The organism is Klebsiella sp. V115_8, from assembly GCF_029967715.1.
Taxonomy (GTDB): Bacteria; Pseudomonadota; Gammaproteobacteria; order Enterobacterales; family Enterobacteriaceae; genus Klebsiella; species Klebsiella quasipneumoniae.
Window position 1 is genome coordinate 15,707 of record NZ_JASCAR010000039.1, and the last position, 26,882, is coordinate 42,588.

General features: G+C 58.2%; 26 protein-coding genes. 15 read left to right on the forward strand and 11 right to left on the reverse strand.

The window, feature by feature from the left end; all coding sequences use genetic code 11:
- Positions 1-21: 21 nt before the first annotated feature.
- Positions 22-672, reverse strand: a complete 651-nt coding sequence (gene zinT / locus QLG03_RS17845; RefSeq protein WP_135733172.1) for a metal-binding protein ZinT — start codon at positions 670-672, stop codon at positions 22-24.
- A gap of 69 nt (positions 673-741) precedes the next feature.
- Between zinT and QLG03_RS17850 the strand changes: the two genes are divergently transcribed.
- From QLG03_RS17850 to QLG03_RS17860, 3 genes are all read left to right on the forward strand, one after another.
- On the forward strand, positions 742-1,683 hold the full coding sequence (locus QLG03_RS17850; RefSeq protein WP_255989676.1) for an AraC family transcriptional regulator: 942 nt from the start codon (positions 742-744) through the stop codon (positions 1,681-1,683).
- A gap of 205 nt (positions 1,684-1,888) precedes the next feature.
- Positions 1,889-2,551 (forward strand): fructose-6-phosphate aldolase, encoded by a 663-nt coding sequence (fsa, locus tag QLG03_RS17855; protein ID WP_004203684.1) that lies wholly within the window; start codon positions 1,889-1,891, stop codon positions 2,549-2,551.
- 54 nt (positions 2,552-2,605) lie between these two features.
- Positions 2,606-3,709, forward strand: coding sequence for a glycerol dehydrogenase (locus QLG03_RS17860; protein WP_032454483.1), 1,104 nt, complete (start codon positions 2,606-2,608; stop codon positions 3,707-3,709).
- Between the two features lie 94 nt (positions 3,710-3,803).
- On the opposite strand, the gene metF is transcribed toward QLG03_RS17860, so the two are convergent.
- A complete protein-coding gene (metF, locus tag QLG03_RS17865) occupies positions 3,804-4,691 on the reverse strand; it encodes a methylenetetrahydrofolate reductase (RefSeq protein ID WP_023291532.1) in 888 nt (295 codons plus the stop codon).
- 194 nt (positions 4,692-4,885) lie between these two features.
- The gene (locus QLG03_RS17870) at positions 4,886-5,827 is read right to left on the reverse strand and encodes a LysR family transcriptional regulator (protein ID WP_086075977.1); all 942 of its coding nucleotides are present in this window, start codon (positions 5,825-5,827) and stop codon (positions 4,886-4,888) included.
- Positions 5,828-5,918: 91 nt separating this feature from the next.
- Here QLG03_RS17870 and QLG03_RS17875 point away from each other — a divergent pair, with 91 nt between their 5' ends.
- Positions 5,919-6,290, forward strand: coding sequence for a carboxymuconolactone decarboxylase family protein (locus tag QLG03_RS17875; RefSeq protein ID WP_023291530.1), 372 nt, complete (start codon positions 5,919-5,921; stop codon positions 6,288-6,290).
- 38 nt (positions 6,291-6,328) lie between these two features.
- Here QLG03_RS17875 and QLG03_RS17880 read toward each other — a convergent pair whose 3' ends face one another.
- Positions 6,329-8,761, reverse strand: coding sequence for a bifunctional aspartate kinase/homoserine dehydrogenase II (locus tag QLG03_RS17880; protein ID WP_023291529.1), 2,433 nt, complete (start codon positions 8,759-8,761; stop codon positions 6,329-6,331).
- Positions 8,762-8,763: 2 nt separating this feature from the next.
- Positions 8,764-9,924 (reverse strand): cystathionine gamma-synthase, encoded by a 1,161-nt coding sequence (gene metB, locus QLG03_RS17885; RefSeq protein ID WP_004203678.1) that lies wholly within the window; start codon positions 9,922-9,924, stop codon positions 8,764-8,766.
- A gap of 267 nt (positions 9,925-10,191) precedes the next feature.
- On the opposite strand from metB, the gene metJ reads away from it, so the two are divergent.
- Positions 10,192-10,509: a met regulon transcriptional regulator MetJ gene (gene metJ / locus QLG03_RS17890; RefSeq protein WP_002882924.1), complete on the forward strand. Its 318-nt coding sequence runs from the start codon at positions 10,192-10,194 to the stop codon at positions 10,507-10,509.
- A gap of 101 nt (positions 10,510-10,610) precedes the next feature.
- On the opposite strand, the gene rpmE is transcribed toward metJ, so the two are convergent.
- Complete coding sequence (gene rpmE, locus QLG03_RS17895; protein ID WP_002882922.1) at positions 10,611-10,823, reverse strand: 50S ribosomal protein L31; 213 nt, start codon at positions 10,821-10,823, stop codon at positions 10,611-10,613.
- Between the two features lie 252 nt (positions 10,824-11,075).
- Between rpmE and priA the strand changes: the two genes are divergently transcribed.
- The 7 genes from priA to rraA all read left to right on the forward strand — a co-directional run bounded on the left by priA (position 11,076) and on the right by rraA (position 19,043).
- The gene (gene priA, locus QLG03_RS17900) at positions 11,076-13,271 is read left to right on the forward strand and encodes a primosomal protein N' (protein WP_044520924.1); all 2,196 of its coding nucleotides are present in this window, start codon (positions 11,076-11,078) and stop codon (positions 13,269-13,271) included.
- Positions 13,272-13,421: 150 nt separating this feature from the next.
- Positions 13,422-14,450: a DNA-binding transcriptional regulator CytR gene (gene cytR, locus QLG03_RS17905; RefSeq protein WP_004203676.1), complete on the forward strand. Its 1,029-nt coding sequence runs from the start codon at positions 13,422-13,424 to the stop codon at positions 14,448-14,450.
- Positions 14,451-14,543: 93 nt separating this feature from the next.
- Positions 14,544-15,509, forward strand: coding sequence for a cell division protein FtsN (ftsN, locus tag QLG03_RS17910; protein ID WP_071787244.1), 966 nt, complete (start codon positions 14,544-14,546; stop codon positions 15,507-15,509).
- 91 nt (positions 15,510-15,600) lie between these two features.
- Positions 15,601-16,131, forward strand: coding sequence for an ATP-dependent protease subunit HslV (gene hslV / locus QLG03_RS17915; RefSeq protein ID WP_002882918.1), 531 nt, complete (start codon positions 15,601-15,603; stop codon positions 16,129-16,131).
- 9 nt (positions 16,132-16,140) lie between these two features.
- On the forward strand, positions 16,141-17,475 hold the full coding sequence (gene hslU / locus QLG03_RS17920; protein WP_002882917.1) for an HslU--HslV peptidase ATPase subunit: 1,335 nt from the start codon (positions 16,141-16,143) through the stop codon (positions 17,473-17,475).
- A gap of 69 nt (positions 17,476-17,544) precedes the next feature.
- Complete coding sequence (gene menA / locus QLG03_RS17925) at positions 17,545-18,465, forward strand: 1,4-dihydroxy-2-naphthoate polyprenyltransferase (RefSeq protein ID WP_004203673.1); 921 nt, start codon at positions 17,545-17,547, stop codon at positions 18,463-18,465.
- A 92-nt stretch (positions 18,466-18,557) separates the two neighbouring features.
- Positions 18,558-19,043 carry a ribonuclease E activity regulator RraA gene (gene rraA / locus QLG03_RS17930; RefSeq protein WP_002882913.1) on the forward strand — a complete coding sequence of 162 codons (486 nt, stop codon included), beginning with the start codon at positions 18,558-18,560 and terminating at the stop codon, positions 19,041-19,043.
- A 61-nt stretch (positions 19,044-19,104) separates the two neighbouring features.
- On the opposite strand, the gene pfkA is transcribed toward rraA, so the two are convergent.
- From pfkA to cpxP, 3 genes are all read right to left on the reverse strand, one after another.
- Positions 19,105-20,067 (reverse strand): 6-phosphofructokinase, encoded by a 963-nt coding sequence (gene pfkA / locus QLG03_RS17935; protein WP_002882911.1) that lies wholly within the window; start codon positions 20,065-20,067, stop codon positions 19,105-19,107.
- A 196-nt stretch (positions 20,068-20,263) separates the two neighbouring features.
- Complete coding sequence (gene fieF / locus QLG03_RS17940) at positions 20,264-21,166, reverse strand: CDF family cation-efflux transporter FieF (RefSeq protein WP_008807873.1); 903 nt, start codon at positions 21,164-21,166, stop codon at positions 20,264-20,266.
- 158 nt (positions 21,167-21,324) lie between these two features.
- The gene (gene cpxP, locus QLG03_RS17945) at positions 21,325-21,828 is read right to left on the reverse strand and encodes a cell-envelope stress modulator CpxP (protein WP_049013705.1); all 504 of its coding nucleotides are present in this window, start codon (positions 21,826-21,828) and stop codon (positions 21,325-21,327) included.
- 149 nt (positions 21,829-21,977) lie between these two features.
- On the opposite strand from cpxP, the gene cpxR reads away from it, so the two are divergent.
- Together cpxR and cpxA are read left to right on the forward strand one after the other, a co-directional pair.
- On the forward strand, positions 21,978-22,676 hold the full coding sequence (cpxR, locus tag QLG03_RS17950) for an envelope stress response regulator transcription factor CpxR (protein WP_004203671.1): 699 nt from the start codon (positions 21,978-21,980) through the stop codon (positions 22,674-22,676).
- Positions 22,673-24,046 (forward strand): envelope stress sensor histidine kinase CpxA, encoded by a 1,374-nt coding sequence (gene cpxA, locus QLG03_RS17955; RefSeq protein ID WP_008807874.1) that lies wholly within the window; start codon positions 22,673-22,675, stop codon positions 24,044-24,046. The genes cpxR and cpxA overlap by 4 nt, the downstream gene beginning before the upstream one ends.
- 113 nt (positions 24,047-24,159) lie before the next feature.
- Here the strand turns inward: cpxA and yiiM are convergent, their stop codons facing one another.
- Positions 24,160-24,834, reverse strand: a complete 675-nt coding sequence (yiiM, locus tag QLG03_RS17960) for a 6-hydroxyaminopurine reductase (RefSeq protein WP_147734108.1) — start codon at positions 24,832-24,834, stop codon at positions 24,160-24,162.
- 72 nt (positions 24,835-24,906) lie between these two features.
- Positions 24,907-25,527, reverse strand: a complete 621-nt coding sequence (gene sodA, locus QLG03_RS17965; RefSeq protein WP_004203668.1) for a superoxide dismutase [Mn] — start codon at positions 25,525-25,527, stop codon at positions 24,907-24,909.
- A 289-nt stretch (positions 25,528-25,816) separates the two neighbouring features.
- On the opposite strand from sodA, the gene rhaT reads away from it, so the two are divergent.
- Entirely contained in the window at positions 25,817-26,851 is a 1,035-nt protein-coding gene (gene rhaT / locus QLG03_RS17970) for an L-rhamnose/proton symporter RhaT (protein ID WP_023291524.1), read from the forward strand.
- The last annotated feature ends 31 nt before the right edge of the window (positions 26,852-26,882 follow it).

The window sequence follows — 26,882 nt, forward strand, 5'->3', positions numbered from 1 at the left end:
CCGGGGGATTTTTCACCCGTTCTAGTGGTGCAGCATCTCATCAACGATCTGCTCTTTATGCAGCGCATACGGATAATAGGTCGGCCAGTTATCCATCTCTTTCAGCAACGCTTCCTGTGATTCATTGCCCATGAAAATATGGAAATGCTGCGATTTACGCGGGCCAATGATGTGGTCGCTGAACTGGACATATTTTGGCGCGCTGGCATCGCCCTGCTGGCACTCGAACAGATAACGTACGCCCTTCTTACCGGAGGCGTAATGCAGGATTTTGTAGCCTGAATAGCGGTATTTGCAGCTGTTGACGGTCTCGCCAATGTGGAACTCAATCACGTCATCTTCAATGCCAATCTGTTCCACATCGGTGGCATAGCCCTTCTTATAATAGGCGCGATACTCCTCCACGCTCTTGCCGCCGGGCTTTTTCGCCTTCTGCTCCAGCACCGGATCGAGATCGCCTTTGAGCAGATACGGGTTCACCGACTGCCAGACGCCCTCCCAGTCGCTCAGCGCGCGGTCCTGCACATCTTTATCCGCAAAAATGCCTTCGCTGGCCTGACGCTCCACTTCGGTTAGCGCCGGCCCATGGCTATGATTGCCGTGAGCGAACGCCTGGGCGCTGGCTAGCGCCATGCCGAGTCCCAAGGCCAGCAGGGGGATCTTTCTGGTCATTACTCTCTCCTGAGTTTGCTATCAATGGTGACAAATTGTTACGATATAACATATCGTAACTGAGAAGCAATAGCGACAGGCTGGCGCTTTTACCGCTGGAATAATGTCCGGTATGATGAAAGGGGTGATGCACGGGGCGGAACAATGATGGACAACGATATCAATCAACTTATTGATGCATTGCTAAAAAAGCAGACCAGCCTCGGACGGGTTTATTTCGCCGGCGAGACGCGCTCGCCTGCTGAACCGGTGGTGCAGGTTGATTTTCCCCGTCTGAATATCCTCCTCGATGGTCAGCTGCGCGACCAGGCGCTCGGCGATAACGCCCCGCTCCTGGAGGCCCATGACGTGCTCTATATTCCTGGCGATAGCTGGAACTGCCCACAGTGGCAGGCGCCCTGCCTGCTGTTAAGCATCCTGTTCGCTAAGCAGCAGCTGGAGTGCTCGCTGCAGCGCTGGAATGGCAAGACGATCGCCGTTGTTGAAAAGCTACAGGCGCTGCGTCGCGGGCCGCGCGTCGGTTCCTTCCTGCTGCAGGCGCTCAACGAGATCCGGATGCAGCCGCAGGAGCAGCAAACCGCCCGCAGCATCGTCATCAGCCTGCTCAGCCACTGCCATGATCTTCTCGGCAGCCAGGCGCAAACTTCCTCGCGCAGCCAGGCGCTGTTCGAGGCAATCCGTCAGTACATCGAGGTCCATTACGCGGAGCCGCTGAGCCGGGAATCGGTCGCCCAGGCGTTCTATCTCTCTCCCAACTATCTTTCCCATCTGTTCCAGAAATGTGGGCCAATGGGCTTCAATGAATATCTAAACCACATTCGTCTCGAACAGGCCCGTATGCTGCTGAAGGGCCACGATATGAAAGTGAAAGACATCGCCCACGCCTGCGGCTTCGCCGACAGCAACTACTTCTGCCGCCTGTTCCGCAAAACCACGGAACGCTCGCCGTCTGAATACCGCCGCCAGTACCATAGCCAGCTGACGGAAAAATCGTCCGCGGCAAAAAACTAGATTTTTGTGTGTTAAACCTGACTTTTGTGCGCGCTATAGTTTCCTGCCATCCCAGCCAGCGTCGATAAATGTGATCTAAATCATCCTTAATCGCGATGCGTACATTTATCCAGTTTTTGGCAAATTTGTCATCTGGCGATCCTTCGAACGAAAGCCGTATGCTTACCTCAACGACAGCACCGAATTAAGCATTGAGGAAAACGCTATGGAACTCTATCTGGATACCGCCAACGTCGCCGAAGTGGAACGCCTGGCCCGCATCTACCCGCTGGCCGGGGTGACCACCAACCCGAGCATTATCGCCGCCGGTAAAACCCCGGTCTGGGATGTACTGCCGCGCCTGCAAAAAGCCGTTGGCCCGGAAGGAATTCTGTTCGCACAGACCATGAGCCGCGATGCGCAGGGCATGGTGGCAGAAGCCAAACGCCTGAGCAACGCCGTGCCGGGCATCGTGGTCAAAATCCCGGTCACCGCCGAAGGCCTCGCCGCTATCAAGCTGCTGAAGAAAGAAGGTATCCCGACCCTTGGCACCGCCGTCTACAGCGCTTCACAGGGTCTGCTGGCCGCGCTGGCCGGCGCAAAGTACGTCGCGCCTTACGTTAACCGCGTCGACGCTCAGGGCGGAGACGGCATCCGCATGGTGCAGGAACTGCAATCCCTGCTGGAAATGCATGCGCCCGAAAGCAAAGTGCTGGCGGCAAGCTTCAAAACGCCCCGTCAGGCGCTGGATTGCCTGCTGGCTGGCTGCGAAGCAATCACCCTTCCACTAGATGTAGCGCAACAAATGCTCGGCACCCCTGCGGTAGAGTCAGCCATAGAGAAGTTTGAACAGGACTGGAATAACGCCTTTGGCACGCTGAACCTGTAACCGGACCCGCGCGCCGCCTGCGGGCGGCATCACGGTCATCGAGGAGGAATCGAAATGGATCGCATTATTCAATCACCAGGCAAATACATCCAGGGCGCAGGCGCCATCAAGCGCCTTGGCGACTACCTGAAACCGCTGGCCGAACGCTGGCTGGTCGTTGGCGATAAATTCGTGCTGGGATTCGCGGAAGAGATGCTACGCAAAAGCCTGGCTGACGCCGGCCTGGCGGCGGAAATCGCGCCGTTTGGCGGTGAATGTTCGCATAATGAAATCAATCGCCTGCGCGATATCGCCGGCAGTGCGAAATGCACCGCCGTGCTGGGGATCGGCGGTGGTAAAACCCTGGATACCGCGAAAGCGCTGGCCCATTTTATGAAGGTGCCGGTGGCGATCGCCCCCACCATCGCCTCCACCGATGCGCCGTGCAGCGCGCTGTCGGTGATTTACACCGACGAAGGCGAGTTCGACAGCTATCTGATGCTGCCGCACAACCCTAACATGGTCATTGTCGATACGCAGATCGTTGCAGGCGCGCCGGCTCGCCTGCTGGCCGCCGGGATTGGCGATGCGCTGGCCACATGGTTCGAAGCCCGCGCCTGCTCACGCAGCGGCGCCACCACCATGGCGGGCGGGAAATGCACCCAGGCGGCGCTGGCGCTGGCCGAGCTGTGCTACAACACCTTACTCGAAGAGGGTGAAAAAGCGATGCTGGCCGCCGAACAGCACGTGGTCACTCCGGCGCTGGAGCGGGTGGTGGAAGCCAACACCTATCTGAGCGGCGTCGGTTTTGAAAGCGGTGGCCTGGCGGCAGCCCACGCGATTCATAACGGCATGACGGCCATCCCTGACGCCCACCACTATTATCACGGTGAAAAAGTGGCGTTCGGCACCCTGACGCAGTTGGTGCTGGAAAACGCGCCGGTGGAAGAGATCGAGACTGTCGCCGCGCTGTGTCACAGCGTTGGGCTGCCGATCACGCTGGCGCAGCTGGATATCAAAGGCGACATCCCGACCAAAATGCGCCTGGTAGCGGAAGCCGCCTGCGCTGAAGGCGAAACCATCCACAATATGCCGGGCGGCGTCGACGCCGACCAGGTCTACGCCGCGCTGCTGGTCGCCGACCAATATGGCCAGCGCTTCCTGCAGGAATGGGAATAATCCAGAGCAAAACAAAACACCCGGCGTCAGCCGGGTGTTTTTTTATGTTTATCAGCCGGACGCGTCGCCCACTGACGGCGGAAACGACAAGCACTCAGGCAGGACGCACGCCCAGCGTATGACAGATGGCGTAGCTCATTTCGGCGCGGTTAAGGGTGTAGAAGTGGAAATCTTTTACCCCTTCCCGACTTAAGATCTTCACCATGTCCATGGCGATATTCGCCCCCACCAGCTGACGGGTTTCGGCGTCATTATCCAGCCCTTCGAACATTTTCGACATCCACACCGGGATACGAACGTTGGTCATATCCGCAAACTTTTTCGCCTGTTTAAAGTTGGAAACCGGCAGGATACCCGGAATAATTTCCACGTCGATGCCCGCCGAGACGCAGCGATCGCGAAAACGCAGGTAGCTTTCCACATCGAAGAAGAACTGGGTGATCGCGCGGTTGGCGCCTGCCTCGACTTTGCGTTTCAGGTTGAGCAAATCCGCCTGCGCGCTTTTCGCTTCCGGATGCACTTCCGGATACGCGGCGACGGAGATATCAAAATCCCCCACCTCTTTCAGCAGAGTGACCAGATCGGCGGCGTACATCTCCGGTTTACCGCTGCCCGGCGGCAGGTCGCCGCGCAGAGCGACGATATGGCGGATGCCGTTGTTCCAGTAATCCTGGGCGATAGTGCGCAGCTCATCGCGAGTAGCATCGATACAGGTCAGGTGCGGCGCCGCTTCCAGACCGGTTCGCTCTTTAATACCTTTGATGATGCTGTGGGTGCGATCGCGCTCGCCGGAGTTCGCGCCATAGGTCACCGAGACAAACTTCGGTTTCAGACTGCTCAGGCGATCGATGGATTTCCACAGGGTTTGCTCCATTTCACTGGTGCGCGGCGGAAAGAATTCAAAGGACACATTAATCTGGCCCTGGACTTCCGCCAGGCTCTGATTCAGGGCTTCCCGCTGATTGGCGTGAAAAAAGCTCATACCTTACCTCATCAATCGCATGTAATGGCTGTTGTGTTGCGAACTTCTATACGTTTAGACGTCCAGATGTAAAAATGACGGAAAAGCGCCCGGGCGTCAATAGAAAAATCTGCGTAAAGAGTGAGGAAAAGGCTGCCTACATGAAAAAACTTCATCTACCGGCGCTTTGCCAGCCGATAGAGCCCGCTCTGCGGTCAACATGGGGTAGGACGATGTTCAGCATGGGACGAGCGAGCCGTCAGGTGATCATCCAGCAGTGAGAGCCATTGCCGCACGGCTCCTGCCTGGTGAGGCGCATAGATCACCCCAAGGCTTAACGGCATGCTGTCGCCTTCAGCGACAGGACAGAACACTACCCCCTGACGCTGGATCGCGGAAAAGGACGCCGGCAGGAGGATCATGCCTTCCCCACGCGCGATTCGCGCCAGCAGCACATCATGTTCGGCAGGCTCTTCCACATAAGCGGGGGTATAGCCAGCCCGGTCGAAAATGCGCCGCGTGTAGTCAAAGAAATCGGGGTTACGCTCGCGTTTAAACCAGAACAGCGGCCGATGATTGAGCGCGCTTAGCGTTAACGCTGGTATGACGGCTTCCGGCCAGGAGGCTGGCACTGCCGCGATGAGCGGCTCCTGATACGGCAATGGATGCAGGTGCAGCCCTTCAGTATTGAGCGGCAGCGCGACCAGCGCCGCATCGAGTTTGCCTTTGCGCACCTGCTGCGCCAGCGCCGGTGAGGCGTGGCGGGTGATATGCAACCCGCGGGTATGTTCGCTCAGCGCAGATTCAACAGCAGCGAAAATGCCTTGTTCGAAGGCGGTGGTCACGCCCAGACGCAGAGACGGCGGCGAGTGAACGGAGAGCTCACTCAATGCCGCCAGCGTGCGTTCCTGGAGCGCCAGCATGGGCCGAATGATCGCCAGCACCTCTCTGCCCGCGTCGGTAAGGATCAGGCCTTTGCTATGGCGCTGAAACAGCGTCACCCCCAGCTGCGCTTCCAGATAGCGCATATGGCGACTCAGCGGCGGCTGCGAGATAAATAACCGCTGCGCCGCCCGGCTGATGTTATTTTCCTCCGCCACCACGGCAAAGGCACGCAGCAGGCGGATATCGAGAGAATGTAATCGCGAAGTTGTCATACTGAAAAGGTATCACGAAAAGGGTATTACTCAAGTCCGGTAAACTTCCCTACCCTTCCTCTCAACGCATCATCACAGAGAGGAAAAAACGATGTCCAGCGAACGTTATACCACCGGTCAGGAAATGCTTCAGCGCGTGGACGGTAGCGGCGGGGAGGCCGTCGTCAACAGCCTGCGGGATATCGCCCCCGACTTCGCCCGCTATCTGATTGAGTTCCCCTTCGGCGATATTTACGCCCGGCCAGGGCTTGATTTGCGTAGCCGGGAAATCGCCACCATCGCCGCGCTCACCGCGCTGGGTAACGCCGAGCCGCAGCTGAAAGTACATATTGCCGCGGGATTAAATGTCGGTCTGACGCAAGAGGAAATTACGGAAGTGATCATGCAGATGGCGGTCTACGCCGGCTTCCCGGCGGCGCTAAACGGCCTGTTTGCCGCTAAAGCAGTTTTTGCGGCGCACTAACAAAAAAGACCAGGCCGCCCCTGGTCTTTTTCCCGGGACTACAGCAGCTGCGCCAGACGGTTAATATCCGACTGGATCGCCCCGGCGGTCACATCGCGCCCGGCGCCGGGCCCGCGGATCACCAGCGGATTATCGCGATACCAGCGGCTTTCGATAGCGAACACGTTATCGCACGGCAGCAGCGCCGCCAGCGGGTGCTCTTCGCGTACCGCTTCCACGCCGACGCGTGCTTTGCCGTTGGCATCAAAACGCGCCACGTAGCGGAGCACCAGCCCCATCTCGCGGGCCGCCTCCAGGCGCTGCAGCATCTGCTCGTTCAGCTCTTCGCCATTCTCAAAGAAGTGATCGACCGAACCCTCTTCACAGTGCGCCGGGACCAGTGATTCCACGCGCACCTGATCCGGCTCGATGTCGTAACCCGCTTCCCGCGCGAGGATCACCAGCTTGCGCATCACATCTTTACCGGACAGATCGACGCGCGGATCCGGCTCGGTCAGACCCTGCTGCCACGCCTGATCCACCAGATCGGTGAACGGCACGGTGCCATCAAACTGCAGGAACAGCCAGGAGAGCGTTCCCGAGAAGATACCGCTCAGGCCGAGGATGGTATCGCCGCTGTCGATCAGATCGCGCACCGTATGGTTCACCGGCAAGCCGGCGCCCACGGTGGCGTTATACAGCCAGTGGCGCCCCGTCTTCTCAAACGCGTCGTGGATCTGGCGATACTTATCGCTGCTGCTGGCCCCCGCCAGCTTGTTGGCGCTGATCACGTGGAAGCCATGGCTGGCGAAATCAAGATACTGGTCTGCCAGCTGCTCGCTGGCGGTGACGTCCAGCACCACTAAATCATCATACGGGTGCGCGCGCATCCACAGGAACAGCGACTCTTCATCCTGCTCCACCGCTTCATCGTTGAAGAAAGCCAGCGCCCGGCTGGCGTCCAGCCCGTCGTAGTTCAGCAGACTGCGTTTACTGTCGACCACGCCGGCGAGAACAAACTCAAAGCCGGTGCGCGCCGAGAGCGTGGTTTGTTCACGGGCGAACAGCTCCAGCCAGCGGGAACCGATGTTCCCTTTGCCGAACAGCATCAGGCCGATACGCTTTTCAGCACGAAACAGGGACTGGTGCAGCCCCTGGATCAGGCTTTCCGTCGGCCCGGCGCGCAGGACGGCCACCAGGCTGATCCCCTCTTCCGACTGCCAGGTGAACTCCACCGGCTGCCCTTTCAGCTGCTGCCAGAAACGGTGGCAGTGCAGTGGGTTGCGGGTGACGCCCGCGCCCACCATCGCCACCAGCGCCAGCTTCTGACGCAGACGCAGCTCGCCCGGCAGACCTGCCTCATCGAGCAGCTTCAGCGCGCTGTCGGCCACCTCGGAGGTATAGCAGAACTGCAGCAGTTTGCGGTCGGCATGGACGCCAACGGCTAACGGGCGCAGCTGGGCGCGTTTGAGCAGGGCGTCCAGCTCTTTATGCGCCAGTTTGAAATCGTGACCGGCCGGCACCTGGAACTCCACCAGGCAGACATCGTCATGGCTGGTGACAATCCGGGCGCCAGTACCGGAGGCCAGCACGCGCTCAATGCGCGTGGAACCCTGTTCCGGCGTATAGCTGCAGCGTAACTGCAGATCGATATCGCTGGCGGAAACCGGCTGTAGCGTGCGGGCATGGAGCACCGGCGCGGCCAGACGCGCCAGCTCGCTGGCTTCGTCCAGACGCAGCAGCGGCAGCAGACAGGCGTCTTTCACCTTGCGCGGATCCGCGCTGTACACCCCGGCGACGTCGCTCCAGATGGTGACGCGGGAAGCACCCGCCAGCGCGCCGATCTGGGTGGCAGAGTAGTCAGACCCGTTACGGCCCAGCAGGACGGTTTCACCGGCCTGGTTGCGGGAGATAAAGCCGGTCACCACCAGACGCTTGTTAGGATGCTGCGCCATCAGCTGCTGCAGCAGTGGATAGGATAATCCTTCATCCACCTGCGGCTGCGCGGCGCGTTCCGCGCGCAGGAACGCGCGCGCGTCCAGCCAGGCGGCTTCCATTCCCAGCTGGTTGAGAACCGCCGCCATCAGGCGCGCGGACCACACTTCCCCATGGCCGACCACTTCCGCATAAACCGCTTCGGAAACCCCGCCGTCCAGCAGACCAGCCAGACGCTCAAGGTCGTGGATAAAGGCGGCGATCAACGTATCCGCCGCCGCAGGCTCCACCAGACCGCCAATCAGCTCGGTGTGATAGCGGCGAAGCGACTGCTGAACCTGATGCGCAGCAAGGCGATCGCTCTGGCTAAGCTTAAGCCAGCTGATCAGCTGGTTGGTGGTGCTGCCAGCGGCGGAGACGACCATCATGTCCCCCGCCTGCGAATACTCCTTCATGATCCCCGCGACGCGCAGGTAACATTTCGCATCCGCTAAACTACTCCCACCAAATTTGTGCAGCTGACGACCCTTCGCCCCTGCCTGCGCAATCACACTCATCTTTATTCCTCGTTTGCTGCCCGGAAGCCATTTTCCAGGTCGGCAATTAAATCTTCACCATCTTCGATACCGGTCGAAATACGCAGGAGCGTTTCTGAAATTCCGGCGGCGGCACGCGCTTCAGGCGCCATGCCGGCATGCGTCATCGTTGCCGCATGGGAAATCAGGCTTTCAACGCCCCCCAGCGATTCCGCCAGTGTAAACAGCGACAGCCCGCTCAGGAAGCGGCGCAGCGTCTGCTCGTCACCGTCCAGCTCGAAGCTTAACATTGCGCCAAAACCTTTTTGCTGACGCGCCGCAATTTCATGCCCCTGGTTTTCCGGCAGCGACGGATGATACAGCTTTTTCACCAGCGGCTGGGTTTTCAGATACTCGACGATCGCCAGGGCATTACGTTGCGCCACTTCCATGCGGGGAGAAAGCGTCCGCAGCCCGCGCAACAGCAGATAGCTGTCGAAGGCGCTGCCGGTGACGCCAATGTTATTCGCCCACCATGCCAGTTCGGTGACAGTCGCCGGATCGTTGGCAATCACCACCCCGGCCACCACATCAGAGTGACCATTAAGGTATTTAGTACAGGAGTGCAACACCAGATCGGCGCCCAGCGCCAGCGGGTTTTGCAGCGCCGGACTCAGGAAGGTGTTATCGACCACGCTGATCGCCCCGGCTTCGCGCGCCAGACCACAGATTTTCGCAATATCCACCACCCGCAGCAATGGATTACTTGGGCTTTCGACCAGCACCAGCTTCGGTTTTTCCGCCAGCGCCGCCCGCAGCGCCTGCTCATCGTTTTGATCGACGAACTGAACGCGATAGCAGCCGCGCTTCGCCAGGCTATCGAACAGACGGTAGCTGCCGCCGTAGCAGTCGTGCGGCGCCACCAGCAGATCGCCAGGCTTAAGGAACACCGTCGTCACCAGCAGGATCGCCGACATACCGGTATTGGTCAGCACCGCGCCAGCGCCGCCCTCCAGCTCCGCTAAAGCGCGCTGCACCACATCACGCGTCGGGTTGCCGCGGCGGGAATAGTCGTGAGCGCGAGGTTCATTAAAGTCGGTGAAGTTATAGGTACTGGAGAGGTGGATCGGCGGGACAACGCAACCGTACTGCTCGTCGTCATTTAAACCGCTACGCACTGCGATGGTGGCCTGTTTACGCGTCATGTTGGGAAGTTCCTGGGCTGAATCGGTGAAAAGTCAGGCTTCAGAGTAAACATTGTCACAATAGACGTCAATACATCTGGACATCTAAACTTCTTTGCGTATAGATTGAGCAAAGTGCAAATAGCCGTTAAAATTATATGCATTAGCGCACGTCGGCGGCGGCTTATCTCATGTCAGAAAGCCCGCGCATACGGTAAACTACGCGCGATTATAGCCCGGGCGGAATATTCTGGCCCTTCACTAATAAACAGAGGATTAAGGTATCTCATGGCTGAATGGAGCGGCGAATATATCAGCCCATACGCTGAGCACGGTAAGAAGAGTGAGCAAGTAAAGAAAATTACGGTTTCCATTCCTCTGAAGGTGTTAAAAATCCTCACCGATGAACGCACGCGTCGTCAGGTGAATAACCTGCGTCACGCGACCAACAGCGAACTGCTGTGCGAAGCGTTCCTGCATGCCTTTACCGGACAACCGTTGCCTAACGATGAAGACCTGCGTAAAGAGCGCAGCGATGAGATCCCGGAAGCGGCGAAAGCGATTATGCGTGAACTGGGTATCGACCCGGATACGTGGGAATACTGAGACGATAAAAAGGGCGGAAGCACGCTTCCGCCCTTTTTCTTTCCCGCCCAGGCAGGCGAGAGACACAAAAAAGCCGCCCTGAGGCGGCTTCTTCTGGCAACTTACTTGCTGCCCGGGATGCTGAAGCGCTTGTTGAAGCGGTCAACACGGCCACCGGTAGCAACATCACGCTGTTTGCCGGTGAAGAACGGGTGGCATTTGCCGCACACGTCGAGGTTCAGGTCGTGACCTACGGTGGAGCGGATTTTCATGACATTACCGCAAGAACAGGTAGCAGTAATTTCGTCGTAATTTGGGTGAATACCTTTTTTCATGGGAGAACCTCAGTTAAGGCCGCGTCGCTCTTCCAGCCCTAACGCCAGACACCACGCGATATTAGTAATTTCCCGTCGCCCTCTACGCTGTTGACAGCGTGAAGCACGCGGTAATGGTCAATCTTCAATGCGATATAAAGCGCATCAAAGGCGGCGAATCATACAGAATTTGACCAGCATATGCAAACTGATCCGCGCCGCCTTATCGTAATGTGTATACTATCCCGCCAGATTTCAAGTCAGGAAGATGACATGCCCGTCGCCCACGTTGCCCTACCCGTTCCGCTACCGCGCACTTTTGACTATCTGCTGCCTGAAGGCATGGCGGTCAAAGCGGGCTGTCGGGTGCGGGTGCCGTTCGGCAAACAGGAGCGGATCGGTATTGTCGCGGCGGTCAGCGAACGCAGCGAGCTGCCGCTGGACGAGCTAAAACCGGTCGCGGAAGCGCTGGACGACGAACCGGTCTTCTCCGGTACCGTCTGGCGGCTGCTGATGTGGGCGGCTGAGTATTACCATCATCCGATTGGCGATGTGCTGTTCCATGCGCTGCCCATTCTGCTGCGCCAGGGCAAACCCGCCAGCGCGACGCCGCTGTGGTACTGGTTCGCCACCGAGCAGGGGCAGGCCGTCGACCTTAACGGTCTGAAACGCTCGCCGAAGCAGCAGCAGGCGCTGGCGGCGCTGCGCCAGGGAAAAATCTGGCGTCATCAGGTTGGCGAACTGGAATTTAATGAAGCGGCGCTGCAGGCGCTGCGCGGCAAAGGGCTGGCGGAGCTGGCCTGCGAAGCGCCCGCCCTCATCGACTGGCGCAGCGCGTATTCGGTTGCCGGCGAACGCCTGCGTCTTAATACCGAGCAAGCCACCGCCGTCGGGGCGATCCACAGCGCCGCCGATCGCTTCTCCGCCTGGCTGCTGGCGGGTATTACCGGCTCAGGGAAAACGGAAGTCTATTTGAGCGTGCTGGAAAACGTGCTGGCGCAGGGGCGCCAGGCGCTGGTGATGGTGCCGGAGATCGGTCTGACGCCGCAGACCATCGCCCGCTTCCGCCAGCGCTTTAACGCGCCGGTGGAAGTGCTGCACTCCGGACTCAATGACAGCGAACGTCTTTCGGCCTGGCTGAAGGCGAAAAACGGCGAAGCGGCCATTGTGATCGGCACCCGCTCCTCGCTGTTTACCCCGTTTAAAGACCTCGGCGTCATCGTTATCGACGAAGAGCATGACAGCTCCTACAAGCAGCAGGAGGGCTGGCGCTACCATGCCCGCGACCTGGCGGTATGGCGCGCCCACAGCGAACAGATCCCGATTATTCTCGGCTCGGCGACGCCGGCGCTGGAGACCCTGCATAACGTCCGCCAGGGCAAATACCGCCAGTTAACCTTAAGCAAACGCGCGGGCAATGCGCGCCCTGCCCAGCAGCACGTGCTCGATCTCAAAGGGCAACCGCTGCAGGCGGGTCTGTCTCCCGCGCTGATTAACCGTATGCGCCAGCATCTGCAGGCGGATAACCAGGTGATCCTGTTTCTTAACCGCCGCGGCTTTGCGCCAGCGCTGCTGTGCCACGACTGCGGCTGGATAGCGGAATGTCCGCGCTGCGACAGCTACTACACGTTGCACCAGGCGCAGCACCATCTGCGCTGCCACCATTGCGACAGTCAGCGCCCTATCCCGCGCCAATGTCCCTCCTGCGGCTCCACGCACCTGGTGCCGGTGGGTATCGGCACCGAACAGCTGGAGCAGGCCCTGGCGCCGCTGTTCCCTGACGTGCCTATCTCGCGTATCGACCGCGATACCACCAGCCGCAAAGGGGCGCTGGAGGAGCATCTCGCCGCCGTCCATCGCGGCGGAGCGCGTATTTTAATTGGTACCCAGATGCTGGCCAAAGGCCACCACTTCCCGGACGTCACCCTCGTCTCCCTGCTGGACGTCGACGGGGCGCTGTTTTCCGCGGATTTCCGCTCCGCCGAGCGTTTTGCTCAGCTCTATACCCAGGTCTCCGGGCGAGCGGGACGGGCAGGAAAACAGGGCGAAGTGATCCTGCAAACCCACCATCCTGAACACCCTCTGCTGCAGACCCTGCTGTATAAAGGCTACGACGCCTTCGCCGAACAGGCGCTGGCAGAGCGGCAGACAATGCAGCTACCGCCGTGGACCAGCCATGTGCTGATTCGTGCGGAAGACCATAACAACCAGCAGGCGCCGCTGTTTTTACAACAGCTGCGCAATCTGCTGCAGGCCAGTCCGCTGGCCGACGACAAGCTATGGGTGCTCGGTCCGGTTCCGGCGCTGGCGCCGAAGCGCGGCGGCCGCTGGCGGTGGCAGATATTGCTGCAGCATCCTTCGCGGGTACGCCTGCAGCATATCGTCAGCGGTACGCTGGCGCTGATCAATACGCTGCCGGAGGCGAAAAAAGTGAAGTGGGTGCTGGATGTCGATCCTATTGAAGGGTAAGCCTTCTCTTGCGAGCCGGATCGAAAAATTTAACAAGCATCACGTTTTTCATGAAAATTCTGTAACTCACTGCCGCGACTATCTGATAAAAATGATGCAGCAGTTAGCGCGCAAGGGAAATGCCAGCGCCATTCAGCGAGGAGAAACCAGGTGAAGCCCAAAAAACAAGTGGTTGCCGCCACCATGAAAGACGTCGCCTTAAAGGCAAACGTTTCCACGGCAACCGTGTCCCGAGCGTTGATGAACCCTGATAAGGTGTCGCAAGCCACCCGTAACCGGGTCGAGCAGGCGGCGCTGGAAGTCGGCTATTTACCGCAGTCGCTCGGACGCAATATGAAGCGCAACGAATCGCGGACGATCCTCGTGATCGTCCCGGATATCTGCGATCCCTTTTTTAGCGAAGTGATCCGCGGTATTGAAGTCACTGCCGCCGAGCACGGATATCTGGTGTTAATCGGCGATTGCGCCCACCAGAATCAGAAAGAAAAAACCTTTATCGACCTTATCATCACCAAGCAGATTGACGGCATGGTGCTGCTCAGCTCGCGCCTGCCGTTTGACGCCAGCGTGGAAGAGCAGCGCAATTTGCCGCCGATGGTCATGTCGAACGAGTTCGCGCCGGAGCTGGAGCTGCCCACCGTCCACATCGATAACCTGACGGCGGCTTTTAACGCGGTAAACTATCTTCACGAGCTGGGACACCAGCGTATCGGCTGCATCGCCGGCCCGGAAGATATGCCGCTGTGCCATTATCGCCTGCAGGGTTACGTGCAGGCGCTGCGCCGCAGCGGTATCACCGTTGATCCGCACTATATCGCTCGCGGCAACTTTACCTTCGAAGCTGGCGCCAATGCGCTGGAGCAGCTGCTGTCGCAGCCGGTACCGCCCACCGCGGTCTTTTGCCATAGCGATGTGATGGCGCTGGGCGCCTTATCGCTGGCGAAACGCCGCGGTCTGAAAGTGCCGGACGACCTGTCGATTGTCGGCTTCGATAACATCGCGTTGTCTGAATTTTGCGATCCGCCATTGACCACCGTGTCACAGCCGCGTTTTGATATCGGCCGTGAAGGAATGCTGCTATTACTTGAGCAAATGCAGGGTCATAACGTGAACAGCGGCTCGCGCCTGCTCGATTGCGAACTGATTGTTCGCGGCAGTACGCAAAAAATCAGACGATAACCATCAGGCTTTCGGGCCTGCTCTTCTGGTCAAAGGCCCGCCGCTTAAGTAACATGGCGGGCTGACGAACGAATATAAGACAGCGAAACGATAGTGGCACAACGAGATTATGTACGCCGCAGCCAACCGGCTTCTTCGCGGCGCAAAAAGAGCACTACCCGAAGCTCAAGGAATAAGCAAAGCAGCCTCCCGGCAATTTCACCGGCTATGGTGGCGATCGCGGCGGCTGTGCTGGTGGCCTTTATCGGTGGACTCTATTTCATTACGCACCATAAGAAAGAAGAAGCGGAAGCGATGCAAAATCGCCAGGCCGCCGGCAACGGCTTGCCGCCAAAACCGGAAGAGCGCTGGCGCTATATTAAAGAGCTGGAAAGCCGCCAGCCGGGCGTTCGCGCGCCGACCGAACCGACCGCCGGCGGCGAAGTGATGAAACCGGAGCAACTGACCGACGAACAGCGTCAGCTGCTGGCCCAGATGCAGGCCGATATGCGTCAACAGCCGACTCAGCTGACCGAAGTGCCGTGGAACGAACAAACGCCGGCCCAGCGCCAGCAGACGCTGCAGCGCCAGCGTTTAGCGCAGCAACAGCAGCAGGCGCAACAGCAACAGTGGGCGCAAACTCAGCAGCAGACCGTGCAGCAGCCGCCGCGCGTTCAGCAGCCGAAGCCGGTCCAGCAGCAACAGTCGAAGCAGACCGCGTCAAACCAGCAGCCGTACCAGGATCTGCTGCAGACGCCGGCGCACACTACGACTACGCAGCCGCGCGCGCAGGCCGCCGCGCCGGTGACTCGAGTGGAGGAAGCGCCGAAAACGACCGCCGAGAAAAAAGACGATCGTAGCTGGATGATCCAGTGCGGCTCCTTTAAAGGCGCCGAGCAGGCCGAAACCGTCCGCGCTCAGCTGGCTTTCGAAGGGTTTGCTTCGCACATCACCACCAACAACGGCTGGAACCGCGTGGTCATTGGCCCGCTGAAAGGCAAAGAAAGCGCCAACGAGATGATCACCCGCCTGAAGATGGCTGGACACGCGAACTGCATTCGTCTCGCCGCCAGGGGTTGAAACCCTCAAAATCCCCCCCATCTATAATTGCATTCGGCCCCGCGGACAGCGCGGGGCCCCTGTTCCGCTTTTGCAACCAAGGGGTCTGCTCGTGACTACAATTGTAAGTGTTCGCCGTAACGGCCATGTTGTTATTGCCGGTGATGGCCAGGCCACGCTGGGCAACACCGTAATGAAGGGCAACGTGAAAAAAGTGCGTCGTCTGTACAACGACAAAGTGATTGCCGGTTTCGCTGGCGGCACCGCCGACGCCTTCACGCTGTTCGAACTGTTTGAACGCAAACTGGAAATGCACCAGGGCCATCTGGTGAAGGCCGCCGTTGAGCTGGCTAAAGACTGGCGAACCGATCGGATGTTGCGCAAGCTGGAAGCGCTGCTGGCCGTCGCGGACGAAAACGCGTCGCTTATCATCACCGGTAACGGTGACGTGGTACAGCCGGAAAACGATTTGATTGCTATCGGCTCCGGCGGTCCTTACGCCCAGGCCGCGGCCCGCGCGCTGCTGGAAAACACCGATATGGGCGCGCGCGATATCGCCGAGAAAGCGTTGGATATTGCAGGTGATATCTGCATCTATACCAACCATTTCCACACCATCGAAGAATTACCTTCTAAAGCGTAAGGATCTCCCATGTCTGAAATGACCCCACGCGAAATTGTCAGCGAACTGGACAAACACATTATCGGCCAGGACGCCGCCAAGCGTTCTGTTGCTATCGCCCTGCGTAACCGCTGGCGCCGGATGCAGCTTAACGAAGAGCTGCGTCATGAAGTCACGCCGAAAAACATTCTGATGATCGGCCCAACCGGCGTCGGTAAAACCGAAATCGCTCGTCGTCTGGCGAAACTGGCCAACGCGCCGTTTATTAAAGTTGAAGCGACGAAGTTCACCGAAGTGGGCTATGTCGGTAAAGAAGTGGACTCTATCATCCGCGATCTGACCGATGCGGCGATCAAAATGGTTCGTATGCAGTCCATCGATAAGAACCGTTACCGCGCGGAAGAGCTGGCGGAAGAGCGCGTGCTTGACGTGCTGATCCCACCGGCGAAGAACAACTGGGGCCAGACTGAGCCGTCGCAGGAACCGTCTGCGGCGCGCCAGGCGTTCCGTAAGAAACTGCGTGAAGGCCAGCTGGACGATAAAGAGATTGAAATCGATCTCGCTGCGGCGCCGATGGGCGTTGAAATCATGTCCCCTCCGGGCATGGAAGAGATGACCAGCCAGCTGCAGTCCATGTTCCAGAACCTTGGCGGCCAGAAGCAGAAACCGCGTAAGCTGAAAATCAAAGACGCGATGAAGCTGCTGATTGAAGAAGAAGCGGCCAAACTGGTCAATCCGGAAGAGCTGAAGCAGGAAGCCATCGACGCTGTTGAGCAGCACGGTATCGTCTTTATCGACGAAATCGACAAAATCTGTAAGCGCGGCGGCAACACCTCCGGCCCGGACGTCTCCCGTGAAGGCGTACAGCGCGACCTGCTGCCGCTGGTGGAAGGCTGCACCGTCTCCACCAAGCACGGGATGGTCAAGACCGACCACATCCTGTTTATCGCCTCCGGCGCGTTCCAGGTGGCCAGCCCGTCCGATCTGATCCCGGAACTGCAGGGACGTCTGCCGATCCGCGTTGAGCTGAAGGCGCTGACCACCCATGACTTCGAGCGCATCCTGACCGAACCGAACGCCTCCATCACCGTGCAGTACAAGGCGCTGATGGCGACCGAAGGGGTGAATATCGAATTCACCGAAGACGGTATCAAGCGTATCGCTCAGGCCGCATGGCAGGTAAACGAAACCACCGAGAACATCGGCGCGCGCCGTCTGCACACCGTGCTGGAGCGCCTGGTGGAAGATATCTCCTATGATGCCAGCGAGATGAACGGCCAGACCGTCACTATCGATGCCGAATATGTGAGTAAGCACCTGGATGTTCTGGTGGCAGATGAAGATCTGAGCCGTTTTATCCTATAATCCGGTGCAATGCATTTTCATCACTGTTGATGGGGGCTATCGCCCCCATTTTTATTGGCTAAAATAACTATGACTGATATCAGCCGTTCTCAGGCGTGGCTGGAAAGCCTGCGTCCTAAAACGTTACCGCTGGCGTTTGCCGCGATTATTGTTGGCACCGTCCTTGCCTGGGAGCAGGGGCATTTTGATCCCTGGGTCGCTCTGCTGGCGCTGATCACCGCCGGCTTGCTGCAAATTCTTTCCAACCTCGCCAATGACTACGGCGACGCGGTCAAGGGGAGCGATAAACCGGACCGCATCGGGCCGCTGCGCGGGATGCAGAAAGGGGTGATTACCCCCCAGCAGATGAAGCGCGCCTTGATTGTCACCGTCGCGCTGATCTGTCTGTTTGGTCTGGCGCTACTGTGCGTCGCCTGGCAGAGCGTCGGCGATTTCATCGGTTTCCTCGCGCTGGGTGGCCTGTCGATCGTGGCCGCCATCACCTACACAGTGGGCACCCGCCCGTATGGTTATATTGGCCTCGGTGATATTTCGGTACTCGTTTTCTTCGGCTGGCTGAGCGTCCTCGGCAGCTGGTATCTGCAAGCCCACAATGTGGAAGCGGCCATTTTTCTGCCGGCAACGGCCTGCGGTCTGCTGGCGACCGCCGTACTGAACATCAATAACCTGCGTGATATCGACAGCGACCGGCAGAACGGGAAGAACACCCTCGCCGTGCGCCTGGGGCCGGTCAATGCCCGCCGCTATCATGCCTGCCTGCTGCTCGGCGCCCTGCTGTGTCTGGCGCTGTTTAACCTGCTGGCGCTGCATTCTGCCTGGGGCTGGCTGTTTATTCTCGCCACGCCGCTGCTGGTCAAACAGGCGCGTTACGTCCTGCGCGAATCCGATCCGCTGGCGATGCGGCCGATGCTCGAAAAGACGGTCAAAGGGGCTTTGCTGACCAACCTGCTGTTTGTTATCGGGATTATTGCCAGTAAGCTGGCGGCTTAACTGACAAATATCAATTAACAATTGATGATTTTGCCAACAATGCGATTCGCGGGATATACTAAAAACTCTCGCAGCAACTGAACGTTAAGCCTATGAAATACGATACTTCCGAGCTTTGTGACATCTACCAGGAAGATGTCAACGTCGTGGAACCGCTGTTCTCTAACTTTGGAGGACGGTCGTCGTTTGGTGGACAGATCATTACGGTAAAATGTTTCGAGGATAACGGGTTGCTCTACGATCTGCTCGAGCAGAATGGCCGTGGTCATATTCTCCTGATCGACGGCGGCGGCTCAGTACGACGCGCGTTAATTGACGCTGACCTGGCGCGTCTGGCCGTACAGAATGAATGGGAAGGGTTGGTGGTCTATGGCGCGGTGCGCCAGGTTGACGACCTTGAGGAACTGGATATCGGCATCCAGGCGCTGGCGGCCATTCCGGTCGGCGCGGCTGGCGAAGGCATCGGCGAAAGCGACGTGCGCGTCAATTTCGGCGGCGTGACCTTCTTCAGCGGCGACCATCTGTATGCCGATAACACCGGGATGATTCTGTCGGAAGACCCGCTGGATATCGAATAAACCTTGCGCCATAAAAAAGGCCTTCTCCATGAGAAGGCCTTTTGTTTATCCGGCGCGTAACTTAGTACAGTTTCTTCGCGCAATCCAGCCAGTCGTTCTTGAACGGACGCTTCATGTTCTCGATGGCATCGATGATGTCGTGGTGCACCAGCTTCTCGTTCTGGATGCCGACGCAACGGCCGCCATGGCCCTGCAGCAGCAGCTCAATCGCATAGGCGCCCATGCGGGAAGCCAGGATACGGTCGTAAGGAACCGGGGAACCGCCGCGCTGAATGTGGCCGAGGACGGTAGCGCGGGTTTCACGGCCGGTCTCTTTCTCGATGTAGCTTGCCAGCTCGTCAACGTCGCACATGTGCTCGGTGATCGCCACGATAGCGTGTTTCTTCCCTTTCGCGATGCCGGCTTTGATTTCCGCTACCAGATCGTCACGGGTATATTCTACTTCCGGCACCATGATGAACTCACAGCCGCCGGCAATCGCCGCCGCCAGAGTCAGGTCGCCACAGTAACGGCCCATCACTTCCACCACGGAGATACGCTGGTGCGAAGAGGAGGTGTCGCGCAGACGGTCAATCGCTTCCACCACGGTGCTCAGAGCGGTGAAGAAGCCGATGGTGTAGTCAGTGCCTTTGATATCGTTGTCGATGGTGCCCGGCAGGCCGATGCACGGGAAGCCCATCTCGGTCAGGCGCATCGCCCCCATATAGGACCCGTCACCACCGATAACTACCAGCGCGTCCAGGCCACGCTTCTTCATGTTTTCGATAGCCACTGCGCGGATGTGTTCTTCGCGGAATTCCGGGAAGCGAGCGGAGCCCAGGAAGGTGCCGCCGCGGTTGATCATGTCGGAAACGCTGTAACGGTCGAGCTGAACCATACGGTCTTCGTACAAGCCGAGGTAACCGTCATAGATTCCAAAAACTTCCAGACCTTCCGTTAATGCCGCGCGCACAACGCCACGAATTGCTGCGTTCATGCCCGGCGCATCACCGCCACTTGTCAACACACCGATTTTCTTAATCATGACTACCTCTGAACTTAGGAAGCAAAAAATAATTCTGTTGCCTGAAGCGCTCCCTCACCAGGAGTGCACGACGCTAATGACAATAGTATATCAAACGCCTCAAGCTGAATTGATTCAGGTCAGACCAAACGGCGGTAATTTATACAAAAAATGCCGAGCTGACCCACATTTTTACATCGAGTTTACAGACTATAACCTAACGCTCAAAAAAGCCCTGCTGCGCCGCCGGCACCACAGAACTGGGATCCTGATGGATAATGACATCGGAACCCGGGAAACGGCGCAGAATCGCCTGCTCCACCTGGTCTGCAATCACGTGGGCTTGCACCAACGGGAGGTTATCTTCCATTTCCAAATGAATCTGAATAAAGCGGGTCGGCCCTGACTGCCGCGTTCGTAGATCGTGCGCCCCGCGGATGCCGGGCCATGCGGTCACGATGGTGATAATGTCCTGACGCTCCTCGTCAGGCAAAGCGCGGTCGAGTAACGACTGAACCGCCTCATAGCCCATCCGCAGCGCGCTATATAAAATATAGATGCCAATTCCTAAGGCAAACAACGCATCGGCGCGATGCCAGCCGTACCAGGAGAGGCCCAGCGCCACCAGAATGGCGCCGTTCATCATAACATCAGACTGATAATGAAGCATATCCGCCCGCACCGCCTGGCTTTGGGTTTTTCGCACCACCCAGCGCTGGAAGGTCACCAGCGCCAGCGTGCTGAACAGGGCAATCAACGTGACGACAACCCCGACGCCGGCGGCCTGTAGCGGCTCCGGACGCACCAGGTGCTGAATACCGGTAAGAAACAGAAACAGCGCCGAACCGGAGATAAACATGCTTTGCGCCAGCGCCGCCAGCGACTCCGCTTTGCCGTGGCCAAAGGTATGTTCTTCATCAGCAGGCTGCAGCGAATAGCGCACCACCAGCAGGTTGGTCAGCGAGGCGGCAATATCCACCAGCGAATCCACCAGCGCGGCCAGAATACTGACTGAACCGGTATACCACCACGCAAAAATTTTGATCAAAAGTAACGCGGAGGCCATCGCCGTCGCAGCGATAGCGGCGCGGCTGACCAACCGGCCATAAGATTGATTCATATAGGCTCCTTCTCCTGCACTGCGCTTAGTATAACCTGAACTGGTGACGCTCACGGGACAGGCGAAGAAGTTGATTTGCCGAAAAAAGGGCAAAAAAAACCCCCACATCATGTGGGGGAAGACAGGGATGGTGTCTATGGCAAGGAAAACAGGGTTTGTTACTGGGGTTGCAGGGTGTTGCTACTACTCGAAAGCATCATTGCTGAGCCTTTCTGCGTCCTTGCAACCTCACGCAACTGATCCATACGTTGCTGGTGCTTAGCATTTAAAACCGCTTGCTGCTCTGGCGTAAGCAGGTGGAACATCTGGTTGCGGACCTTAGCCATCTCGACCTGGCGAGCAACCTGTTCCTGCGCCATCTTTTCTGCCTGAGCGCGCACAGCGTTTTCATCAAAATTTTCTGCGGTGACAAGGCGATGCATTGTCTCCATTTCGCTAACATTAACGGGGAGCCTGTCGTGGCGTGCCCGTTGCATAAGATCCCGTAACTGCTGACGTTGCTGCTCGGTTAAACTTATGCCGTCAAACATATGGCTCTGGCTACCGCGCTGTCCCCCTTCGTCTCCGGGGAGCCAGTTAACGCTGGTAACGACTTCAGCGGCCTGGCTATATGCACTTAGCGCCAGCGTTGAGGCCATGACGGCAGCGATAACATTGCGCATCACATACTCCCAAAACGTTTGTGTCGCGATTCAACGAGAGACAGTCTACGATTCAGGCTGCAAACATGCGTCAGGGGGTGTAAAACAACGTAAAGTCATGGATTAGCGGGCCTTGATGACGTAATTTCTGCCTCGGAGGTATTTAAACAATGAATAAAATCCTGTTAGTTGATGATGACCGGGAGCTCACCTCCCTGTTAAAAGAGCTGCTCGATATGGAAGGTTTTAACGTGCTGGTGGCCCATGATGGGGAACAGGCGCTGGCCCTTCTGGACGACAGCATTGATTTATTGCTGCTCGACGTAATGATGCCGAAGAAAAACGGTATCGATACGCTTAAAGAGCTGCGTCAGACACACCAGACTCCGGTTATCATGCTAACAGCGCGCGGGAGCGAGCTGGATCGCGTTCTCGGCCTCGAGCTGGGCGCAGATGACTATTTGCCTAAGCCGTTCAACGATCGCGAACTGGTGGCGCGTATACGCGCGATTCTGCGCCGTTCCCACTGGAGCGAACAGCAGCAGACGACCGAAGCCGGCTCGCCGACCCTGGAAGTGGATGCCTTAAGCCTCAATCCGGGCCGTCAGGAAGCCAATTTCGATGGCCAGACGCTGGAGCTCACCGGCACCGAGTTCACCCTGCTCTATCTGTTAGCGCAGCATCTCGGCCAGGTGGTGTCACGCGAACATTTAAGCCAGGAAGTGTTAGGCAAGCGCCTGACGCCGTTCGACCGCGCCATCGATATGCATATTTCCAACCTGCGGCGTAAGCTGCCGGAGCGCAAAGATGGCCATCCGTGGTTTAAAACGCTGCGTGGCCGCGGGTATCTGATGGTTTCCGCTTCATGATTGGAAGTTTGACTGCACGCATCTTCGCCATCTTCTGGCTCACGCTGGCGCTGGTGTTGATGCTGGTGCTGATGCTGCCCAAACTGGACTCCCGGCAGATGACCGAGCTGCTGGAAAGCGAGCAGCGTCAAGGCATCATGATCGAGCAGCACGTCGAGGCCGAGCTGGCCAACGATCCGCCAAACGACCTGATGTGGTGGCGTCGTCTGTTTCGCGCCATCGATAAATGGGCGCCTCCGGGTCAGCGCCTGCTGCTGGTCACCAGCGAAGGCCGCGTGATCGGCGCAGAACGCAACGAGATGCAGATCATTCGCAACTTTATCGGCCAGGCCGATAACGCCGATCATCCGCAGAAAAAACGCTATGGCCGCCTGGAAATGGTGGGCCCGTTCTCCGTCAGGGATGGGGAGGATAACTATCAGCTGTATCTGATCCGTCCCGCCAGCACCTCACAATCCGACTTTATCAACCTGCTGTTTGACCGGCCGCTGCTGCTGCTGATCGTCACAATGCTGGTTAGCGCCCCGCTGCTGCTGTGGCTGGCGTGGAGCCTGGCGAAACCGGCGCGTAAGCTGAAAAATGCCGCTGACGAGGTCGCCCAGGGCAACCTGCGGCAGCATCCAGAGCTGGAAGCCGGACCGCAGGAGTTTTTAGCCGCTGGCGCCAGCTTTAACCAGATGGTGACGGCCCTGGAGCGGATGATGACCAGCCAGCAACGGCTGCTGTCCGATATCTCGCACGAGCTGCGCACGCCGCTCACGCGCCTGCAGCTGGGCACCGCCCTGCTGCGCCGCCGCAGCGGTGAGAGCAAAGAGCTGGAGCGTATCGAAACTGAAGCGCACCGACTGGACAGCATGATCAACGACCTGCTGGTGATGTCGCGCAATCAGGCGAAAAACGCCCTGGTGAGCGAGACGGTCAAAGCCAATCAGCTGTGGGGCGAAGTGCTGGACAACGCGGCGTTTGAAGCCGAGCAGATGGGTAAATCGTTCACCGTTGAGTATCCGCCGGGTCCGTGGCCGCTGTACGGTAACCCCAATGCGCTGGAAAGTGCGCTGGAGAATATCGTCCGCAACGCCCTGCGCTACTCGCACACGAAGATTTCCGTCAGCTTCTCAGTGGATAAAGACGGGATTACGGTTAACGTCGATGACGACGGCCCGGGAGTCAGCCCGGAGGATCGCGAGCAGATTTTCCGGCCATTCTACCGGACCGACGAGGCGCGCGACCGCGAGTCCGGCGGCACCGGCCTGGGGCTGGCGATTGTCGAAACCGCTATTCAGCAGCACCGTGGCTGGGTGAAGGCCGACGACAGCCCGCTGGGCGGTCTGCGCTTAACCCTCTGGCTACCGCTGTATAAGCGGACCTGACGCTGACCCGGCCTGCGCTGCGCCGGGTTACCGCCAGGAACGGTCAGGTCGCCCGGGTAAGGCGCTTGCGCCGCTACCCGGGAGACGCTGCGGAAAGCGCCAATATGGGGGAATTATTTCCCCCACAATCGCCGTGAATTATCCTCGATCTTGCCGCTTAAACGGCGCTTCTGCATGGTTCGACTCCAGCTTACCGACAGGCCCGCTACCGACAATAAGCGGTGGTACTGATCGTCATCAAACGGCATCTGCCAGGCAATCGCCCCGGCCTCATGGACGCTGACATCGCTCAGGCGAGAGACCAGTTCGAGCGGCGCATCGCTGGAGACTTGCCCCCCGGCGATCACCCGGTACAACCAGCCGGTCTTCCCGCTGTTTTGCATCAGCTGCGCCATATCACCGATCGCAAAATGAAAGTTGAGCTTGAAGCACGGAGAGCGCGGCTGGGTGACCTGGATCAGCGCCTCGCCCCAGCAAAAGATATCGCCAATGTAGACGTTTTGTTCGGTGAGGCCGGTAGTGGAGAGGTTTTCGCCGAACGCCGGGGCGCAGAACCGATCGGCCTGCTGGGGGAATTCACGGATCCAGTCGGCATAGTGTTCGCGCGGATAGTGACACAGCGCGCGGTCCGGCCCGCCGTGTATTTTCTTCTCCGCCTGCTCATCCCCTTCGAGACCGAGATCGCCGAGCTGCAACTCGCCGTCAACCTGGATTTTGCCGATCGCGCTGGGACGACTGCCCGTGTAGTCCCTGATTTTGCCGACAAAGACATTCACCGGATAATGCATGTCTGCTCTCCTTGCTACCGATATAAAAAAAGCGAGCCATCAGACTCGCTTCTCTCTTAGCACATTGCAACCTTATTTTTTGGCGGCAAAACGCGCTGCAGCTTCGTCCCAGTTCACCACATCCCAGAAGGCTTTGATGTAGTCCGGGCGACGGTTCTGGAATTTCAGGTAGTAAGCGTGTTCCCACACGTCCAGACCCAGGATTGGGAAGCCGGAAGCGCCGGAAATGGCTTCGCCCATCAGCGGGGAATCCTGGTTTGCGGTGGAGACAACGGCCAGTTTGTCACCTTTCAGGACCAGCCACGCCCAGCCGGAACCGAAACGGGTCGCAGCGGCTTTTTCGAATTCCGCTTTGAAGTTGTCCACAGATCCGAAATCGCGCTCGATAGCCGCTTTCAGGTCGCCCTGCAGGGTGGTACCGGTTTTCAGGCCTTTCCAGAACAGGCTGTGGTTCGCGTGGCCGCCGGCGTTGTTACGCAGTACGGTTTTTTTGTCAGCCGGCAGCTGATCCAGCTTGGTGATCAGCTCTTCAGCGGACAGGTTAGCGAACTCCGGCAGGCTTTCCAGCGCGGCGTTGGCATTGTTCACGTAGGTCTGGTGGTGTTTGGTGTGATGGATCTCCATCGTCTGCTTGTCGAAGTGCGGTTCCAGAGCATCGTAAGCGTACGGCAGGGATGGCAGGGTATAGCTCATAATCATCTCCATTATTGTCGAGCGGCTCAAGTGTTAACGCCGCGTAAGCAGTTTGTCCATTATAGTTAATTAAATGGTATTGAAAATGCTTATCAATGCCGTATTTTTCATATGGATATAACCAGAAGAAATACCCGTCGTTTTGTGATGTAGAACAAGTAATTAAGCCCATGGTTGCCAGAGTTCGCCATCCTGTGGCAACGTCCTGAAGGCGTCCAAAGCGGCTAATTTTTACACTCATCGCATCGGAAGCCGCCGTCTCCGATAAAAAAAGATGAGGATAAAATCAATGAACCACGCGATTACGATGGGTATTTTTTGGCATTTGATAGGGGCCGCCAGTGCCGCCTGTTTCTATGCCCCGTTCAAGAAAGTAAAACACTGGTCGTGGGAAACCATGTGGTCGGTCGGGGGGATCGTCTCCTGGCTGATCCTGCCCTGGGCCATCAGCGCCACCCTGTTACCCGATTTCTGGGCCTACTACCGCTCCTTTAACGCCTCCACGCTGCTGCCGGTCTTTCTGTTCGGCGCCATGTGGGGCATCGGTAATATCAACTATGGCCTGACCATGCGCTATCTCGGCATGTCGATGGGGATTGGCATCGCCATTGGCATCACGCTGATTGTCGGTACGCTGATGACGCCGATTATTAACGGTCAGTTTTCGGTGCTGATGCACACCCAGGGCGGTCAAATGACGCTGCTCGGCGTGCTGGTGGCGGTGGTTGGCGTTGGCATCGTCACCCGCGCGGGCCAGCTGAAAGAGCGCAAAATGGGCATCAAAGCCGAAGAGTTCAATCTGAAGAAAGGGCTTCTGCTGGCGGTGATGTGCGGTATCTTCTCGGCAGGGATGTCGTTCGCGATGAACGCCGCCAAACCGATGCATGATGCCGCCGCGGCGCTCGGCGTCGACCCGTTATATGCGGCGCTGCCAAGCTACGTGGTGATTATGGGCGGCGGGGCGCTGGTCAACCTTGGCTTCTGCTTTATTCGTCTGGCGAAAGTGAAGACCCTGTCCGTCAAAGCCGATTTCTCACTGGCCAAACCGCTCATCATCAGCAACCTGCTGCTTTCCGCCCTCGGCGGCCTGATGTGGTATCTCCAGTTCTTCTTCTATGCCTGGGGCCACGCCAGCATTCCGGCGCAGTATGACTATATGAGCTGGATGCTGCACATGAGTTTCTACGTACTGTGCGGCGGTCTGGTGGGTCTGGTGCTGAAAGAGTGGAACAACGCCGGTCGTCGTCCGGTGAGCGTCCTGAGCCTCGGCTGCGTGGTGATCATCATCGCCGCCAACATCGTCGGTCTGGGAATGGCCAGTTAAGCACCGGATCATCTGCCTGACAAAGACGCTC